This is a genomic window from Labilibaculum sp. (genome assembly GCF_963664555.1).
Taxonomy (GTDB): Bacteria; Bacteroidota; Bacteroidia; order Bacteroidales; family Marinifilaceae; genus Labilibaculum.
Genome location: NZ_OY761461.1, coordinates 4,171,255 through 4,188,808, shown reverse-complemented (window position 1 = coordinate 4,188,808; position 17,554 = coordinate 4,171,255). Strand labels below are relative to the sequence as shown.

14 protein-coding genes are annotated in these 17,554 nt (G+C 33.0%); 6 read left to right on the top strand and 8 right to left on the bottom strand.

Annotated features, from left to right (window positions below):
• Positions 1-10: 10 nt before the first annotated feature.
• The 6 genes from ACKU4N_RS16465 to ACKU4N_RS16440 form a co-directional block, all read right to left on the bottom strand.
• Complete coding sequence (locus ACKU4N_RS16465; protein WP_321318213.1) at positions 11-448, bottom strand: hypothetical protein; 438 nt, start codon at positions 446-448, stop codon at positions 11-13.
• 85 nt (positions 449-533) lie between these two features.
• Positions 534-1,076, bottom strand: a complete 543-nt coding sequence (locus ACKU4N_RS16460; protein WP_321318212.1) for a class IV adenylate cyclase — start codon at positions 1,074-1,076, stop codon at positions 534-536.
• Between the two features lie 124 nt (positions 1,077-1,200).
• Complete coding sequence (locus ACKU4N_RS16455) at positions 1,201-1,767, bottom strand: chemotaxis protein CheB (protein WP_321318210.1); 567 nt, start codon at positions 1,765-1,767, stop codon at positions 1,201-1,203.
• Positions 1,767-2,609, bottom strand: coding sequence for a CheR family methyltransferase (locus ACKU4N_RS16450; RefSeq protein WP_321318208.1), 843 nt, complete (start codon positions 2,607-2,609; stop codon positions 1,767-1,769). Before ACKU4N_RS16450 ends, ACKU4N_RS16455 begins: the two co-directional genes overlap by 1 nt.
• Positions 2,610-2,611: 2 nt before the next feature.
• Positions 2,612-4,207, bottom strand: coding sequence for a hybrid sensor histidine kinase/response regulator (locus ACKU4N_RS16445; RefSeq protein WP_321318206.1), 1,596 nt, complete (start codon positions 4,205-4,207; stop codon positions 2,612-2,614).
• A gap of 83 nt (positions 4,208-4,290) precedes the next feature.
• The gene (locus ACKU4N_RS16440) at positions 4,291-8,028 is read right to left on the bottom strand and encodes a response regulator (protein ID WP_321318203.1); all 3,738 of its coding nucleotides are present in this window, start codon (positions 8,026-8,028) and stop codon (positions 4,291-4,293) included.
• A gap of 312 nt (positions 8,029-8,340) precedes the next feature.
• On the opposite strand from ACKU4N_RS16440, the gene ACKU4N_RS16435 reads away from it, so the two are divergent.
• From ACKU4N_RS16435 to ACKU4N_RS16425, 3 genes are all read left to right on the top strand, one after another.
• Positions 8,341-8,877 carry a hypothetical protein gene (locus ACKU4N_RS16435; RefSeq protein WP_321318201.1) on the top strand — a complete coding sequence of 179 codons (537 nt, stop codon included), beginning with the start codon at positions 8,341-8,343 and terminating at the stop codon, positions 8,875-8,877.
• Entirely contained in the window at positions 8,861-9,406 is a 546-nt protein-coding gene (locus tag ACKU4N_RS16430; RefSeq protein ID WP_321318199.1) for a PepSY-associated TM helix domain-containing protein, read from the top strand. The genes ACKU4N_RS16435 and ACKU4N_RS16430 overlap by 17 nt, the downstream gene beginning before the upstream one ends.
• Before the next feature lie 187 nt (positions 9,407-9,593).
• On the top strand, positions 9,594-10,634 hold the full coding sequence (locus ACKU4N_RS16425) for a hypothetical protein (RefSeq protein ID WP_321318197.1): 1,041 nt from the start codon (positions 9,594-9,596) through the stop codon (positions 10,632-10,634).
• A 109-nt stretch (positions 10,635-10,743) separates the two neighbouring features.
• Here the strand turns inward: ACKU4N_RS16425 and ACKU4N_RS16420 are convergent, their stop codons facing one another.
• Together ACKU4N_RS16420 and ACKU4N_RS16415 are read right to left on the bottom strand one after the other, a co-directional pair.
• Complete coding sequence (locus ACKU4N_RS16420) at positions 10,744-13,089, bottom strand: ABC transporter permease (RefSeq protein ID WP_321318195.1); 2,346 nt, start codon at positions 13,087-13,089, stop codon at positions 10,744-10,746.
• 32 nt (positions 13,090-13,121) lie between these two features.
• The gene (locus ACKU4N_RS16415; protein ID WP_321318193.1) at positions 13,122-13,835 is read right to left on the bottom strand and encodes an ABC transporter ATP-binding protein; all 714 of its coding nucleotides are present in this window, start codon (positions 13,833-13,835) and stop codon (positions 13,122-13,124) included.
• A gap of 225 nt (positions 13,836-14,060) precedes the next feature.
• On the opposite strand from ACKU4N_RS16415, the gene ACKU4N_RS16410 reads away from it, so the two are divergent.
• From ACKU4N_RS16410 to ACKU4N_RS16400, 3 genes are all read left to right on the top strand, one after another.
• The gene (locus ACKU4N_RS16410) at positions 14,061-15,434 is read left to right on the top strand and encodes a sigma-54-dependent transcriptional regulator (RefSeq protein ID WP_321318190.1); all 1,374 of its coding nucleotides are present in this window, start codon (positions 14,061-14,063) and stop codon (positions 15,432-15,434) included.
• Positions 15,435-15,444: 10 nt separating this feature from the next.
• On the top strand, positions 15,445-16,803 hold the full coding sequence (locus ACKU4N_RS16405) for a sensor histidine kinase (RefSeq protein ID WP_321318188.1): 1,359 nt from the start codon (positions 15,445-15,447) through the stop codon (positions 16,801-16,803).
• 85 nt (positions 16,804-16,888) lie between these two features.
• Entirely contained in the window at positions 16,889-17,464 is a 576-nt protein-coding gene (locus ACKU4N_RS16400; RefSeq protein WP_321318186.1) for a TetR/AcrR family transcriptional regulator, read from the top strand.
• The last annotated feature ends 90 nt before the right edge of the window (positions 17,465-17,554 follow it).

Sequence of the window (17,554 nt, the reverse complement as noted above, 5' to 3'; positions counted from 1 at the left end):
CTTCCGTTTTTTATACATTCAAATAGTTTTTTAGTACCGTTATTGCATTATCACTAAAATAGCAGAGATTAATTGGTACTTTCTCTTTGCTTTTCAGTACAATTATTAGCTTGTGATCTGTAATGGTAAAATCTTTAATATCCTTTAAGTAAATTTTCAGCTCTTTATTTCTCCATCCTGTTTTATAAGTTAATTTTCTGGCGTTGATGGTTAAATATTCTTTTGGGTAAAGAAATTTACAACCTAAAAGTAAACCAATAAAATAAAGCGATGCAATTACCAAAACAAGTACAAGATATTCGCTAAAAGGAAAGAAATCTAGATAGTTGATAAACACAAAAAATAAGGCAGTACAAATTAAAAAAGAAATGCCCAGGGCAAGTTGTATTCCTCTCGATTCGTTATTGTTAATTTTATGGTCTCGTATATCAAATTCAAATTGGAGCATCAATACGTAGCTTTAGATTCTGTTTTAAAGTTACTAAATTGTTCGATGATATAAGTAAAAAAATACAACTGATTCGACAGAAATATTATTCATCAACTAAAATCTGACTAAAAAGATTATTCTGTTGTAACAGATCGGAGTATGATCCTAAGTTTAAATCTTTTGCGTTGATTTCCAATATTTTAATGTATTTGTTGCATTGTTCCTTCAATTTTTCAATTGATATACTGCCCTCATTATCTTTGGCTATAATTTCAACAAAATCATTTAATCCTTTAACTGTGTCGATATGGAATGTCACATTATCTATAACGTAAATTTCTCTTTTTTTCTCAACTATGGATCTTGTTCCTACAGTCTTTTCAAGAATTTTTTTTAAGTTGGAATCTGGGGTTGTTGGATATAAGTAAACCTGACTTTCATTAGAGCCTTTTTTATCTTCCCTGACATAATGAATTAATTTATTTTCAATAGATCCTTCTTTAAGTTTTAGAATGCCTGATTTGGAATGGAAGTAAGTGTCTTTTTGCTGATCAGTGCCTTTGTACGAGGCACCAATTGATAAGAGTATTTCTCTAATTTTCTCTTTGTTTTTACAGAATGCTTTAAGCTCTATATTGGTTGGCATTTTTTTTGAATTAGTTAGTGCGGAAAGTTCGGGAAAAATATTGGTTTATAAGCTGCTTTAATAAAATCCGAAATGTTTTGGAGCTTATTTCTGAATGAATCCGGCGATAGATTTGTTTAACCGCTTAATCGAACTTACTTAATTCGATTATTTTTTTTGAAATCTGGTCTAAATTCAGGATATAGTTCGGTTTCATTATTTTAATGGCCGAAGCAGGCATTATTGCAGCAATAGCTGTTTTTGGATTTTCAACGATAGTGATTCCACCATATTTTTTGATTTCTTTTATTCCAAGAGCACCATCCTGATTTAATCCGGTTAAGAGAATACCAATCAATTGATTTTTAAAGTGCCATGCTGCCGATTCAAACAAAACATCAATGGATGGTCTCGAATGATTGATTTTAGGATCTGCAGATAAAGCAATGGTAGAATCGTTTTCTATTAGAATATGATAGTTTGGCGGTGCAAAATAAACCGTTCCGACTTTTATTTCTTCCTTTTCTTCTGCCTCTTTTATTTTTACTTTACTCTGTTTATTTAGGTATTGGATGAAAGAGTCGTTTTTATTATCGCCAATATGAAGCACAACAATAACTGCCAAAGATAAATCTTTTGGTAGATGGGGGATAATGGCTTTCAAAGCCTCTAAACCTCCATAGGATGTACCTATAACAACAGCTCTAAACATTAGTTGATTTTCTTTTTATATATTTTCAGAGTAGAATCGATGTTGGCGAAATTGTTTTCTAATTGTGTGAAACGAAGACTCTCCTTTGTTCCAAGACACAAAAATCCACTCGATGATAAGCTCTTGTAAAATAAGTCGATCACTTTATTTTGCAAATCTTTATTAAAGTAGATTAAGACATTTCTGCATAGGATTAAATTCACCTCAGCAAATACATTGTCGGTTACTAAATTGTGATCGGCAAAAACTACTTTTTTTGAAAGAGATTGATCCAATTTAAGAGAGCCGTATTTAAGAGTATAATAGTCAGAAAGTTTTCCTTTTCCGCCAGATTCGAGGTAATTTCGACTAAATTTTTCAAGATCCTGAGTTGGGTATATCCCTAATTTAGCAATATCCAAAACTCTGCGATTAAAATCTGTAGCATAAATCTGACATCTGTCAAGCAGATTTTCTTCTTTTAAAAGAATTGCAAGTGAGTAAACCTCTTCACCGGTTGCACATCCGGCATGCCAGATTTTAATAAACGGGTAGGTTCTTAAATTTGGCACAACATATTCACGAAAAGAGGAATAGAATTCAGGATCACGAAACATTTCGGTAACGTTAATGGAAAGATCTTCCAGTAAGCTGATAAAAAAGCTTTTATTCCGAAGAACTTTGTCCTGCATCTGGGAAACTGTTTCAAATCTTCCAATTGCCATACGATGCATTAAACGTCTTTTGATATGTGCGGTTGAATAATCTCTAAAATCGTAACCGTATTTCTGAAATATTGCCTCAAGAAACAAAGGAATTTCTATGTCGATATTTTCGAGATATTCAAGTTTGTTTGGATCCATATTTATAGGGCGATGCTTTTTGAAGCCAGACTCAAAACTTTTCTAAGATCATCTTCTTTAAATGGTTTACTAAGGAAATCGTTCATGCCAGCTTCAATACATTTTTGTTTGTCTTCGATAAAACTGTTGGCTGTTAGAGCAATAATATATGTTGGTTCATCTACAGACTCGGAAATTTCGAAGTTTCTAATTTTTTCGGTGGCACTAATTCCATCAAGAACCGGCATTTGCATGTCCATAAGAATAATTTGATGACGATTTGTTTTATACATTTCAAGAGCTTCAACGCCATTTTTTGCAATGTCACAAGTCAATCCCATCATTCGAAGGGTGAGAGTAACCACTTTTTGATTTATTGGATTGTCCTCAGCTACCAGTATCGATAAGTTGGAAGGGAGCGTAATATTTTGATTCATGGGTGTGTTTTCTTTTTTTTCTTTGCATCCAAATTTTAATTCGAACATGAATTCTGAACCAATTCCCAGTTCGCTTTCTACAATAATTTTTCCGCCCATTAATTGAGTGAGATTTTTTGAAATGGCTAGGCCCAGACCTGTACCTCCATATTCTCTGGTGATTGAACTATCAGATTGTGTAAATTCTCTAAATAGTTTTTTTTGCGCATCTTTTGATATTCCAATACCAGTATCTTTAATTGTGAAGAATAAAGATACATGCTCTTTCGTTTTTTCAATGCACTTTATGGATAGGGTAACAGAACCGTTTTGAGTGAATTTGATTGCATTATTAGTCAAATTCATGAGTACTTGATTTAAACGAAATGAGTCTCCAATTATATTTTGGGGAATGATCTCATCTACTTCAATTTTAAAATCAATTTCTCTTTCAATGGCTTTATAATTTAAAAGATGAAAAATTGTATCGGTTACTTTTCGAATATCAAAATGAATTTCTTCAATTTCAATTTGTCCTGCTTCAATTTTCGAGTAATCCAAAATATCATTAATAATTTGAATTAAATTTTCACCTGATCTTGCCATTACGTCAAGCATGTCTTTTTGCTCAGAATTGAGTTCGGATTGTTGCAAAAGTTTTGAAAGACCCAGGATGCCATTCATCGGAGAGCGAATTTCATGCGACATGTTGGCCAAAAATAATGATTTTGATCGGGTTGCTTCCTCCGCTTTGTTCTTTTCAATAATAAGTTCTTCGTTCTTTTTTTCTAAATACGTCAGCAGCAAATCCAATTCTTTACGTTGGCGAAATAAATCTAGAAATACACTTACTTTCCCTTTCAAAACTTCAGGAATAATAGGTTTCGGAATAAAATCGACAGCTCCGGTTTCTATTCCTTTTATGATGTGTAAATCGCTTTGATGAATTGCAGAAACAAAAATCACCGGTAAATATTTAGTTTTCTTTCGCTGCCTCATTAATTCAAGGGTTTCATAACCATCCATTCCAGGCATTTGCACATCAAGAATAGACATTGCAAATTCGTCTTTCAGAGTATATTTTAGAGCTTCTTCCCCAGATGATGCACGAACAAATTCGACGTCAAAATCGCTAAGTATTCTTTCAAGGCTTATTAAATTTTCTTCCTTGTCATCAACGATTAATATTTTGTCTTTTTTCATTTTTCTGTTATTGTTTGTAGTCCAATAGTATTTTGTCAGACCCTAATTTTCTACTTTACTTAAATGTATTAAAAAAAGAAGAATTAGTTGTAAAGCCATATTTTTAACATTGAAAACAATTTATTTTCATCAATTGGTTTTGATAAATAATCATTTGCTCCTGATGAAATTGCTTTTTCATAATCTTCTTTCATTGCCTTTGCAGTTAGGCAAATAATTGGGATATTTTTAATTTCGGGAGTTTTCCGAATAATAGTCATGGCTTCATAACCATCCATTTCGGGCATCATAATGTCCATAAGTACTAAATCTATGTTTTTGTGCTCTTTTAAAACATCAACCGCAATTTTGCCATTCTCAGCTTCAATAACCTCTATTTCTTTGTCTTCAAGTATTTTACCCAGCGCAAAAATATTTCTGATTTCATCATCAACAACCAGTACTTTTTTTCCTTTAAAAATAGAATCATCTATTTCTGTAATCTTAATTTTAGGATTCTCGGGAATTGTTGTTGCGACATGATGCAGAAAGAGCGTGACCTCATCCATTAATCTCTCATCAGATTTTAATCCTTTTAAAATAATCGAATTGGTGTATTTGCTCAGTTGTCGGTGTTCTTCGCGGGATAATTCTTTGCCTGTATAAATGATTGTATTTGGTATCGTTATATTCGCTTCGGTTAGCTTTGTCAGTAGTTCATTTCCTGTAAAATCGGGCAGGCCTAAGTCTAATATTACACAATCGTAACTATTGTCTCTAATCAGTTTATAGGCTTCAATACCTGTGGAAACTTCTTCTATTTCAGCATTTGTTGATTTTAAAAGAGTTTTTATGATTTTTCGTGTAATTGCGTCATCTTCAACTATTAATATCTTTTTAGATTCTGAAAACAGTTCTTTTTGAATTTTTTTAATGGCACTGGAGAAATCTGTAGCCTTAACTGTTGGCAGTGCTTTTTTGTCCCTTTCTCTGATTCCCTCGACAGGATTTACGATATGAATTGGCAAATTAGATGCGAATGGGTGAGATCTTAAGCGATCCAATTCTGTTTCGCCATTCTTCATCAGTAATTCGACGCCGATTATTATCGCCGAAGGTTGATGAGCTTCGATAAGTACAATTGCGTCTTCAATATTTGAGGCTGCCAAAGCGTGAAACCTGTTTTCATGAATCTGGTAGTATAATAAGCTTGCTTCTTTTTTGTCGGGATGAATAATTATCACAGTAGAGCCTGTATGAGGAATCTCTCGATCATCATCAATGAAGAAAGGAAGAACAATATGTTTTTCTGTTTCCGGCTCTAAATTTGTCTTCTGTAACACCGAATCAGAGTTTTGAATGGTATTGATAGGTTGTTTTACCGGCAATAGTAAAGTGAATGACGATCCTTTTCCCGATTCACTTTCCAGATGAATTTCGCCACCCAGCATTCTAGCCAATTCTTTTGAAATAGATAATCCTAATCCCGTACCACCGTATCTTCTTGAAGTACTCCCGTCGGCTTGTTGGAATGCTTCAAAAATTGCTTCTTTCTTTTCGTCCGGTATTCCTACTCCGGTATCACTAACTACAAATGCACATGTTTCAATTTCTTTTAAATCATCACGGCGCACGATTTCTTGATCAGCAAGCTTTCTCAAAGAAACTGAAATAGCACCTTTCGAAGTAAACTTGAATGCATTTGACAGAAGATTTTTTAAGATTTGGGCCAAACGCAATTGGTCTGTTTCTATTGTTTTTGGGAAGTTTTCTTCAATATCGACAGAGAATTTTATTTTTTTCTTTTCAGCCTGATGTTTAAAATTCATTACTATTTCCTGAGCGATACTGTCGGAACCTAAGTTTTCGAAATGAACAGTCATTTTTCCAGCTTCAATTTTCGAAAGATCCAGGGTTTCATTAATAAGCTGAAGCAGATCCTTGCCGCTTTTGTTAATAATTTCGATTGATTCAATATCTTCGTCATCTAAATTACCCTTTTTGTTTTTCGCGAGAAGATTTGATAAAATAAGTAAACTATTTAATGGTGTTCGTAATTCGTGTGACATATTTGCAAGAAAATCAGTCTTGTATTGACTTGTCTGTTCCAATTCACGTGCTTTTGTTTCTAATTTTTCATGAGTTTGGGATAAACTGATGTTCTTGCTTTGAATTTCGTCTTTTTGAATTTCCAATTGATTGGTTCGTTCTTCCAGTTCCTCGTTGGCAACCCTCAACTCTTCCTGCTGAACTTGAAGCTTTTTCTCATTATCAATTAGTATTTTAGTTTGTTCAGCCAATTCTTCGTTTGCCACCCGAAGTTCTTCTTGTTGAACCTGTAATTCGCCAGCTTGTTTCTGAGTGGTATCTAATAAATTCTCCAGTCGAACGCGCGCTAATGTTGAGGCAATTTTCACTGTGATACTTTCACGAACAGCTTTAATGAATTCAATTTCCGTTTCGCTGATCTTTTTAATCGATGCTAATTCCATTACACCCCACAGAGTGTCGTTAAAAATTAATGGAACAATGACAATATTGCCAGGTTTTATTTCTCCTGTTCCAGAGAAAATTGTAAAGTAATCTTCAGGAACATCTTTAATGTGTTTTAGTTTTTTTGTTTGAGCCACCTGACCAATTAAGCCATGTCCTATCCGAATATTTTGGTATTGGTTTTTATTTGGAATGCCAATGGAGGCAGTAAGTAATAAATTATCATTTTCTTCTTGATAAACGTAAATTGCACCAAGTTCAGCTCTTAAAAATTCAGTCATGAAAATCAGAGAATGTTCCGAAACTTCATTTAAATTTTGATCTCCTTGAAGAGTCTCATTCAATTGATTAACACCAGATCTAAACCATGTGGTTTCATCATTAATGGCTTTGGCATCTTTAAGAGTTTTCACCATTTGATTCAAAGAGGTTGATAATTCATCCTCTTTCGATTTTGGGGTAAGGTTTATGCTTAAGTCACCAAGGGCAACCTTTTGTGTTTGAGTTACTACATTCTGGAAATCTTGTTGAATAATGTCGAAAGAATTAGCTAAAGCACCAATTTCATCTTTTGAATTAATACTTAAAGGAGTGCGGAAGTTACCTTTGGCAATAAGTTTAAAATTGTTCACCATTTGTTGAACAGGAACAGAAATTGATCTGGAAATATATCTTGACAATAGCAGAATTGCAATTGCCAGTAGTAAAGTAATTCCGAGCATTACCCAAATTAAAGCAGAATTGGTTTTTTCCGCTAAATTACTGAGGGTAGAACTAATTTCTGAATAATGTTGTTTGATTTCGGTTAGTTGTATTTTTGTTGTGTCAAGGTTTATATTTTCTCTTTTTGTAAGTAATTCATTTTTTATTTTTTCAACAAGACCGCAGGTTTTTCCTGCAAGACTTCTTGTGTCCTTAATGTTGCTGTTGTTAAGAGTTTTAAGAGTCTTCAGCCGGTCAACCAATAGTTTTGCATTATTGATCTCATTATTATAGATTTCAGGAAAATCCTTGAAAAGACAATTTGCTATTTCATCATTGCTTTTGAATGTGAAGTCATTGTTAACTTGTATAAAGTCTTCAGCTAAATGGTTTGCCCGCGTTAAATATTCGGCAGATTTTTCAAGATGTTCAACTTCTTTCGAAATTTTGAAGTTATAAAGTTCCTCAGTGGCATTTTGGAGTAGAGTTTGATGAACACGTACGCCATTAATTATTATGCTAAGAGTTTTGTTTGTGTTGAAAAAATAGTTTGATGTCAAACTTAAGAAAAGGATACTTGTTAGAGTAAGAAATGTTAGTAAGAAAAGTTTACTTTTAATCTTCCAGTCTTTAAATCGTGTAAGCATGTTGTTTGGGCAGTGTTAAATACTTTATGAACAATTTTGTTTGTGTGTTTTATTAATTCAGTAATGGTACGGTATTGCGTGCGAATGGTTACTAAAGTAATGCGAATGTTTCTTATTTTAACATCAATTTATAAAGTAATGTTTTTTTTCAATTATAAGCATCAAAACTGAAGGATATTTATTTTCATTTTATTCATGTATTATGGAAAGAAATCTTGTTAATGAATTGTTATTTTGTTAGGATTTATTCCTTGGTACTCATAAGTTTGTATGAATCAAAATAAACTATTAATAATCCTAAAAAGTAACACAATGAAATACGTAAGCGTCATTGCAGTTTGTCTTTTTTGTATGTCTTGTAATCCAAAACAAAAAGAGACAAAAGAAGGTCATCTTGAAAAAAGAGAGTTAGCACAAACCGAAACATCAGTTGTAACCATTGATAAGTTAATGGTAAATGCTGAAGAATTGGTTGGTAAAGAAGTTAATTTTAAGGGATTGGTAAATCATGTTTGCGCACATTCCGGCAAACGCTGCATTCTAAAGAATTCGACAGGGAACTTATCTATTCGTGTAGAAGCAAGTGGGAATTTAGAAGGATTTGATAAAGAAATGGCCGGACAAGATATTCAGGTGTCTGGAATTCTTAGGGAGAAACGACTTGATGAAGCAGCCATTGATGAATGGGAAACAGAGGTGAAGGCTAAGCATGCTTCGGAAGAAGGTGGAAAACATTGTAGTTCGGAAATGGCAAATATCAAGGAAATGCGTGACTGGATGAAAGAGAACAACAAAAATTATTATGCAATTTATTATGTAGACGGAAATAGTTATGAGGTTATGGAATAATGTAAAGCTTAGAAAATGGCTCCGTTTTATACATCGTGATCTGGGATATTTTTTTGTTGGCATCACTATTATTTATTCTGTGTCAGGAATTATTTTAAATCATAAAAAAAATGGCGAAGATCCGGCTTACCGTACCGAGTACAAGACGATACAGCTGGCTTCAAATCTAACACCAGATCAGTTAACGGCTTATTGGCATAAGAATATTTTGGATTATCGTTTAAACCGAATACTTCCTGATGACAGAAAATACAATGTTTACTTAAAAGGAGGATTGGGAAATTACGATCCGGTAAACGGACGTTTGTCGTTTGAGGTGTATGAGAAAAAAGAATGGGTCTATTTTATTAATAAACTTCATTATAATAGTAGAAAAGGATGGACACTAATGGCAGATGTTTTTGCTGTTGTAATGATTGTGTTCGCCCTGTCAGGGATGTTTATGGTTCCTGGTAAAAAAGGCATTTCCGGAAGAGGAAAATGGTTGATTGTTATTGGAATAATCATACCGTTTTTGTTCTTTCTGTAAAAGGTAATTAGCAAATAAAAGTTCATTAAGAAGGTTCAAAATGCCTTTGAAATGAACTTTTTTATTTGGTTCGTTTCTATAAGCAAGTTGTGGAACGATAATTGAATAATCGATAAAGTTCTTTAAATGCTAATTTTGTTAATCAATTTATTCCTTTAAATTGCCTGCTCTAAATCTTATTTATACCATGAATAGAATACTTGTTACACTACTGCTGATCATTTTCCATATTAGCTCAATGAGTCAAAATAAGGAGTTGAAAAAATTATTCTCGAAAGAAAAATACGATCAGGTAATTGAGAAAGCTCAGTCTATGTTGCAGGGAAATTCAGTAGATCCGGATTTAAATTCTATTTTAGGTCGAGCCTACACTGATTCCAGGCAATTCACAATCGCAATCCCGTATTTGGAAAAAACGATCACATCGGCAACTGTATCGGGTGATGTAAAAGAGATTAGTAAGGCTTATTTGGCAAAATGTTATTTTATAAATGGTGAAGAGCAAAGAGCTGTAAAACTATTAAAGGAATGTCAGAATGACAGAAAATCAAAAGAGGCTGCCAATTATGCGGATAAATATTTGAGCTTGTTTCAAACAGGAATTTATTATAAAGCATGGGAAGTGGTAGAATCGGAGAATATTCGGTTTCATTTTCAGGATAAAAATAAATTGGAGAATGTTGGTGAATTTATTGCAAGAAACGATCTTAACTATAAAAGAATTGCAGAAACTCTCGATGCTGAACCAATTAAAAAAGTAGACTTTTTTGTGTGGAGCGATAGAAATGAGGCATTTAGAAAGTTTAGTCGTCCTCTTGGATTCTCAAATTCGGATCTTCGTATCGTGAATGTGCTATACAATGAGTCGAATGATTACGAACTTTGCCATATGCTTTGTCAGATGGCAGTACAACCAAAGTTCAAGACCATGTTGATCAAGGAAGGTTTGGGAATGTATTTTGATCAAATGGATCAGAATTTATTGAAAATTGCACGACTTAGAGTTCCAAAGGATAAATTTTCATTGTTGCAGTTGTGGGAAGAACCTACCAAGTATGAAAGAGATTTGAGCTATCCGGTAGGAGCGGCTTTTATTGAATTCTTAATCAATAAAGGAGGAAAGCAAAAATTGAAAGAGTTTATAAAAATTCAAACTATAAAACATGCAAAGGAAGTTTATTCGGATTTTGACCAACTGGTAAATAATTTTGAAGCGATGTTGATGTAATATAAATTTATAAATAGGAATAGTAAGACCGCCTCCCGATTTATTCAAAAGGCGGTTTTTTGTGTTTGAAAGGATTGGTTAATAATAAACTATGATTTTTGATTTAATTTTATTCATATTTTAAACTTTTAATCGGGTTTTGTGTAGCCGATTTCCAGCTTTGATATCCTACAGTAATAATAGAAATTGCAAAAACTAACATGGCAACCGATAAAAATACCCACCAAGGCATATCAATCCGGAAGGCAAATTTGCTTAGGTAATTGTCCATAAAATACCAAGCCAAAGGCCAGGCGATAATATTTGCAAGAACTACCCATTTGGTAAATTCTCTGGAAAAGAGTGTTATTAAATTGCTGACAGTGGCTCCTAAAACTTTCCGAACGCCAATTTCTTTTGTTTTTTCTTCGGACATAAATGAAGCTAGTCCGAAAAGTCCCAGACACGAAATTAAAATGGTTAAAATTGAAAAGTATTTTAGAATAGCAATTGTACTCTCTTCCTCTTTATATTGGGACGTGTAATTATCTTCTAAGAAGTTAATAATTGTAGGAAATCCCGGATTGTATTTTTGACATACTTTTTCGATACGTGCCAAGGCTCTGCTGTTACTGTTTGTTTCGATTTTAACTGCCAAAAAATTATAATATTTATAAGGAATAAAAGCCATTGGTCCAATTTTTTGCTGTAAACCTCTATAATTGAAATCTTTTATAACACCAATTATTCGTTTGTTTGATCCCCAATGCACAATGGTCTTATCAATAACCGAATTCTTATCAATCATTTTAGCAAATGTTTCGTTTATCACTAACGTAAGAGAATCGGCATCAAAGTTATCTTTGTTAAAAAAACGACCTTCAACTAATGGGGTTTTGTATACATCTATAAAATCAGGATCTGAAAAATACATGTGAACCAAAACATCTTTAGTTGATTCGTCATTATTCCATTCATATCCGCCACCATTACTGCCAAGATTTATTGGAAGATCAGAACCAAAAGTTGAGCTTAGAATACTAGGATCAATCATTAACTCTTCTTTTATGCTTTTAAGATTTTCATTCATATTTCCATTTAACACCACGAAAGCAACGTTCGATTTATCGATGCCGGTCGAAGCTGTTTTCAAATATTTTGTTTGAAGAGTAATGGTAAGAGTGCTGATAAGTAGAAAAACAGTTAATGTAAATTGGAGAACGACTAATACTTTTCGGAAAGCCGTAGCTTTTTTTCCAGAGCTTGTAACTCCTTTCAGAACTTCAATTGTTTTATACGAGGTAATGTAAAAGGCAGGATATGCTCCGGCAAATAGTCCTGTGAATAATACTACAGAAATCATGATGCTTAGAAATCTCCAATCTGTATAATCTAATTGCAGGTGCTGTCCCAGAATGTTATTGAATTCAGGAATAAATACCCGAACCAATATAATTGCAAAATTGATTGCGATCAATGAAACCAGTACAGACTCAAAAAGAAATTGCCAGATTAATTGTGGTTTAGAAGAACCTATAGCCTTTTTTAAACCTATTTCCTTCGCCCTTTTGGATGCTCTTGCAGTAGAAAGATTCATAAAGTTAAAACAAGCAATCAGCAATATAAATAAGGCAATAATTAAAAATATGCGGATGTTTTTTAAGTTGGTTTCTTTTCCTTCCAAAGAGTATAAATGTGTTTTACTTACCGGAAAAAGCGATATTCTTTCGGTAGATTCAGCCTCCACATTATCAACATAGAAAGTACTTAGTTTTTCACTTACTGCATCAGGGTCTGTACTTGCATCCAATTCTACAAATCCCGAATAGGAATGATTACCCCAGCTTTCCCAGCCGGTCCAATCTTTCTTTTTAAATTCGAATGACATTAGCAAATCAAAATCAAAAATAGTATTGGATGGGAGGTTTTTTAATACGCCTGTAATAGTAATATCGTATTTTTCGTTTAGTTTAATTACTTGCCCAATGGGATCATCATTGCCAAAGTATTTTTTAGCGAATTTCTCTGAAATAACGATTGAATATGGATCTTCAAATACTTTCTCGGCTGTTCCTTTTAGTAACGGGAATGAAAACATCTGAAAGAAATCAGCGTCTGCATGAAAAATTCGCTCGTAATTCTTTTTCCCGTTTATACTCAATAAACTTTTCTCTCCCCAAGGATCGTAGTTTGTTGCATGTACAATCTCAGGTGTTTTTTCTTTCATTAAATCGACAAGTTTCCCCGGTATGTTAGGCCATCCGTATTCTTGTCCGCTGTAGGTTTGCCAGTTTACAATCTGAAAAAGTTGTTTTTCTTTTTTGTGAAATTTATCGTAGCTAAATTCATGATTTACCCATAATAATAGAAGCAGAGTACAGGCCATACCAATAGCCAGCCCTGATATATTAATAAAACTATATCCTTTGTTGCGGATTAAATTTCGATAGGCAATTTTAAGGTTGTTGAAAAACATGATATGGGTTTTAATATTTTGAATTGTCTAAATTATAAAAAGGAAACGGCATTGGCAGGCGCTGCTATTTTGGATTTATTGTTTTCACTCACAATTTGTCCGTCGAATAATTGAATTATTCTGCTTGCCCTTTCTGCATCGGAGCTCGAATGCGTAACCATCACAATGGTTGTACCTTCGTCATTAAGCTGTGAAAGTAAGTTCATAACTTCATTGCCGTTAGCAGAATCAAGATTCCCTGTTGGTTCATCAGCTAAAATTAAATGAGGATTGGCAACAACAGCTCTGGCGATGGCAACTCTTTGCTGTTGTCCGCCAGATAATTGTTGAGGAAAATGCTTACTTCTATTTTCGATCTGAACTCGTTTCAAAACTTCATTTACTTTTAATTTTCTCTCAACAGCAGGCACTTTTTGGTAAATCAATGGAAGTTCTACATTTTCATAAACGCTTAATTCATCGATTAAATTAAAACTTTGAAAAACGAATCCAATATTTTCTTTCCTCAGTTTCGTTCTTTGTTTTTCTGAGTAGTGAGATACTTCATTCTCAATGAATCTAAAATTGCCTTGGCTTGGGTTGTCCAATAATCCAATAATATTTAATAATGTTGATTTTCCACATCCTGAAGGACCCATTATAGCAACAAATTCACCTTTTTTAATTTCTAAATTCACCTTCGAAAGAGCCGAAGTTTCTACCTCTTCAGTTCTGAATGTTTTACATAGATTTTCAGTTTTTATCATGGCTTTGTGTTTTTAATAATTATTGATGCTGGAAGCTATTTTCATACCAATATTCATAATCATATAATAGTGAGACTCTTGTGGTTATTTGTAGTCGTTATTAAGGTTTCAAAGTGTCACAAAATCATCCAAGAGATGTATCAGAATGGAACAATTGGTTTTTTAGTTGATCAATTTGATTTACTTTTAAATTTGGAATAACGAAAGAGTAAATCTTTTTGAAAAATGAAAAAAGCAGGTAACGTATTAATTGTTGATGATAACAAGAGTGTTCTGGAATCTCTTCAATTGTTTTTGAAGCGCAAATTCGATGAGGTGATTATTTGCAGCAATCCGAATAGAATCCCCAATCTACTTTCCTGTCATAAATTTGATGTTGTACTTCTTGATATGAATTTTTCAACAGGTATTAACAATGGGAATGAAGGCTTGTTTTGGATGAAGGAGATATTGAAGATTGATTCGACTTTGGTAGTAATATTTTTTACAGCTTATGCCGAAGTTAATCTGGCAGTGAATGCAATGAAAGACGGAGCTGCTGATTTTATTTTGAAACCTTGGGATAATAAAAAACTATTTGCAACACTTAAAAGTGGTGTGGAATTGCATCAAACAAGACAAAAAGTTGAAAGTTTAGAAAATCAAAAACAGTTTTTGGAACAGGATTTAAATCAGAGTTTCGAGAAAATAATTGGTGATTCGGAAGCTATGAAACCTGTTTTTGAAACAATTAGAAAGGTAGCAAATACAGATGCTAATGTTCTTATTCTTGGTGAAAATGGTACAGGAAAAGAATTGGTTGCCAGAGAACTTCATTTGATGTCTGCCCGGAGAAATGAAATTTTTATGGGGGTAGATTTGGGATCTTTAAGTGAATCAATTTTTGAGAGTGAATTGTTTGGTCATGTAAAAGGTGCTTTTACCGATGCAAAAGAAGATCGGAAAGGACGTTTTCAATCTGCCTCCGGAGGAAGTCTCTTTTTGGATGAAATTGGTAATTTGTCGTTAGCCATGCAGGCAAAGTTGTTAGCTGTATTGCAAAACAGAAAAGTTACCCCTTTAGGTTCAAACCGGGAAGATCATGTAGATATTCGCCTGATTTGTGCAACCAATCAAAATGTTCAGGAAATGATAATTGCAGGAAATTTCAGAGAAGATTTGTTGTATCGTATTAATACCATACAGATTGAGCTGCCACCTCTTCGTAACCGGGGGAATGATATCATTACAATTGCAGAACACTTTTTAAAACGCTATGCTGAGAAGTATGGAAAAGCAGACTTGAAGTTAAGACCTGAAACGAAAGATAAATTACGAAACTATTTGTGGCCGGGAAATATTCGTGAACTCCGGCATTGCATGGAACGGGCTGTTATTTTAAATGATAAGGGAGAACTGAGCCCGGAAGATTTTCTTTTGGAAAAACAAAATTCAGGTATTGAGCTAGGAGACAGTCCTATAAGTTTGGATGAAGCTGAGAGGTTGATTATTGTAAATTCAATAAAAAGGAATCGTGGAAATATTAGCAGTGTCGCTAAAGAATTGAATATTGGCCGGCAGACATTGTATCGTAAAATTGAGAAATACAATATTTCTTAAAATCTAAAATATGATTTATCCAAAATTAACGATTGTAATAATTGTTCGGGTATTTGCTTTACTAGTTAACTGTATTTTTTTGGCTTTGGCTTGGGTGTACTATAAAGATGTACTTGTAATTGTGAATTTACTAATCATTTTAAGTATTCAGATTTACTTCTTTATCCGAAAGTTAAATGCTGTAAATCAGGATTTAGAAAATTTTTTTAAAGCAATTCGAAATAATGATACCAGTATTAAATTTCAAAACAGGAGATCAAATTTAGGTTATAATCAATTATTCACTCAATTCGATCTGATTAATAAAAGCATACAAAATATTAAAATTGAGAATGAAAACAGAAATCAATATTTCAAAGTATTGGTGGAGCATGTTGGAGTTGGATTGGTTTCTTTCAACGAAAAAGGAAAGGTGTTTTTATTTAATGGAGCAGCAAAGGAAATATTTAATAAGGCTAATTTATTTTATATCCAGCATTTGGATAGAATTCAGGAAGGAATTTCGGATTTGATATTAAATTTAGAGCCATCTGAACAAAAATTGATTTCTCTTTACCGAAATTATGAAATGATTCAGCTTTCTGTGAAAGCAACTAAATTGAAAATGTCCGGTCAAAACTTAACGCTCGTATCTTTTCAAGATATTAAAAATGAGTTGGATGATAAAGAGTTGGACTCATGGCAGAAATTAATTAGAATCCTAACACATGAGATTATGAATTCTATCAGTCCGGTAAATTCATCTCTTTCTACTTTAATTGATTTCTATCGCGATGATGATACAAATGAGCTGATTTCCAATAAAGAGGTTGATACAGAGATGATATCTGATACAGTTAGCGGACTGGAAATTATCGATGAACGAATTAAGGGCTTGTTGGATTTTGTTCATCGGTTTAGAGATATTGCCATAATTCCAAAGCCAAATATTCAGCGAATTGATATTCTGGAACGAATCGTAAAGATTTCTAATTTATTTTCTGAAAAGTTTAAAAGTTCAGACATTAAATTCGATCTGATTTGCAGGGAAAAGAAAGTTGATTTAAATGTTGATCCTGTTTTATTAGATCAGGTTATTATCAATTTGCTGACGAATTCTACTCAGGCATTTCGAGGAATTGAGAATAGGAGGATAATTCTTCGCATTGGTAGAAATGAAGAAGACAGGAGTTTTATCGAAGTTGAAGATAATGGATGTGGAATCGAAAAAGATCTTCAAGAAGAGATTTTTGTTCCTTTTTTTACTACAAAAAAGGATGGATCAGGAGTAGGGTTAAGTCTTTCAAGACAGTTAATGAGACTTCATGGAGGTACGATATCTTTTAAATCAATACCAAACAAACAAACTCTGTTTAGATTGCAATTTTAAATAATCGTTAAAAATCAATAAAGTATATTGGATGAATATATTTTTATATATATATTTGTACTCAAAATACCAAAAGAGTTCAACTATGGCAAAATCAGATAAGATAGAAATTCAGGAAAGGGTTACTACGGTAGCAATGGACATGATACTGAAATTTGGTCTTAAAGGATTAAATATGGTTGAGTTGGCTCGTGAATGTGGATTGGCAAAAGCTACATTGTATAAGATTATTGGATCGAAAGAGGATTTAATTCGGGAGATAGCACTTGAGATTTTCAAAGTAAATATAGTTGCTGTTTTAGATCCGATTATGAGACAGGACGATCCCGTAATTGCAACAAATCAGTTTCTGGACAATTATTTTAATTATGCTATTGAGAGTCAGAAGATTCTAATAGACCAGATTTACAAGGAATATCCATTAATAGAGAAGGATGTTGAAACTAATTATGATGAGATGATTGTAAATATACATCATCGATTTGTATCATGGCAAAATAGTAAACTAATAAGATCGGATATTGAGGTTGATTATTTTTTAGAATCGTTGGAAGCTCTAAATGAATTTTATATTAGAAGTGATTACTCTAAGGAGGAAATAATTAGGCGATTGCGAGCAGTATTTATTACTGCATTTAGGGGCATAGGCATACCTTTATAATTTTAAATTACGTTTGTACTGCCTATTTATGATGTATTGTAAAAAATGTAATAAAAGGAAGTAGTGGTACTTCTGTTATTTTTTTTGATT

Bases quoted from the DNA above. Each gene is read 5' to 3' on its own strand.
- ACKU4N_RS16465 (WP_321318213.1), bottom strand. From the start codon at position 448: ATGCTCCAATTTGAATTTGATATACGAGACCATAAAATTAACAATAAC.
- ACKU4N_RS16460 (WP_321318212.1), bottom strand. From the start codon at position 1,076: ATGCCAACCAATATAGAGCTTAAAGCATTCTGTAAAAACAAAGAGAAA.
- ACKU4N_RS16455 (WP_321318210.1), bottom strand. From the start codon at position 1,767: ATGTTTAGAGCTGTTGTTATAGGTACATCCTATGGAGGTTTAGAGGCT.
- ACKU4N_RS16450 (WP_321318208.1), bottom strand. From the start codon at position 2,609: ATGGATCCAAACAAACTTGAATATCTCGAAAATATCGACATAGAAATT.
- ACKU4N_RS16445 (WP_321318206.1), bottom strand. From the start codon at position 4,207: ATGAAAAAAGACAAAATATTAATCGTTGATGACAAGGAAGAAAATTTA.
- ACKU4N_RS16440 (WP_321318203.1), bottom strand. From the start codon at position 8,028: ATGCTTACACGATTTAAAGACTGGAAGATTAAAAGTAAACTTTTCTTA.
- ACKU4N_RS16435 (WP_321318201.1), top strand. From the start codon at position 8,341: ATGAAATACGTAAGCGTCATTGCAGTTTGTCTTTTTTGTATGTCTTGT.
- ACKU4N_RS16430 (WP_321318199.1), top strand. From the start codon at position 8,861: ATGAGGTTATGGAATAATGTAAAGCTTAGAAAATGGCTCCGTTTTATA.
- ACKU4N_RS16425 (WP_321318197.1), top strand. From the start codon at position 9,594: ATGAATAGAATACTTGTTACACTACTGCTGATCATTTTCCATATTAGC.
- ACKU4N_RS16420 (WP_321318195.1), bottom strand. From the start codon at position 13,089: ATGTTTTTCAACAACCTTAAAATTGCCTATCGAAATTTAATCCGCAAC.
- ACKU4N_RS16415 (WP_321318193.1), bottom strand. From the start codon at position 13,835: ATGATAAAAACTGAAAATCTATGTAAAACATTCAGAACTGAAGAGGTA.
- ACKU4N_RS16410 (WP_321318190.1), top strand. From the start codon at position 14,061: ATGAAAAAAGCAGGTAACGTATTAATTGTTGATGATAACAAGAGTGTT.
- ACKU4N_RS16405 (WP_321318188.1), top strand. From the start codon at position 15,445: ATGATTTATCCAAAATTAACGATTGTAATAATTGTTCGGGTATTTGCT.
- ACKU4N_RS16400 (WP_321318186.1), top strand. From the start codon at position 16,889: ATGGCAAAATCAGATAAGATAGAAATTCAGGAAAGGGTTACTACGGTA.